This is a genomic window from Adlercreutzia sp. DFI.6.23 (assembly GCF_024462535.1).
Classification (GTDB): domain Bacteria; phylum Actinomycetota; class Coriobacteriia; order Coriobacteriales; family Eggerthellaceae; genus Adlercreutzia; species Adlercreutzia rubneri.
The window spans coordinates 1-291 of record NZ_JANGBP010000732.1 but is presented as its reverse complement, the minus strand read 5'-3'; the positions used below and the strand labels follow the sequence as shown (position 1 = coordinate 291).

Genomic DNA, 291 nt, shown 5'->3' with positions numbered 1-291 from the left:
AATACCTCGCCGCCGCCAACGCCGTCGTTGCCAATCCGGCCGCCCTCCACAAGCTGCAAGCCGAGGACGGCGACGACCTCTACTTCCTTGAATCCACCGGCGAATTCGTCGTCGTATCCCCCGCCGGCTATCTATAATTCCCTTCACGCATGCGGGCGTCGCCAAGTGGTAAGGCCCAAGCTTCCCAAGCTTGTATTCGCGGGTTCGAGTCCCGTCGCCCGCTCCATGAACTTCCCGAACCTGCCTTCCGGCGGGGTCGTTCTTTTTTGGGCGGGGATAGGGTTAAGTTTC

The 291-nt window shown here is 60.8% G+C and carries 1 tRNA gene; it reads left to right on the top strand.

The window, feature by feature from the left end:
• The first annotated feature begins 151 nt into the window (after positions 1-151).
• A tRNA-Gly gene (locus NE591_RS15260) sits at positions 152-226 on the top strand.
• Positions 227-291: the final 65 nt, after the last annotated feature.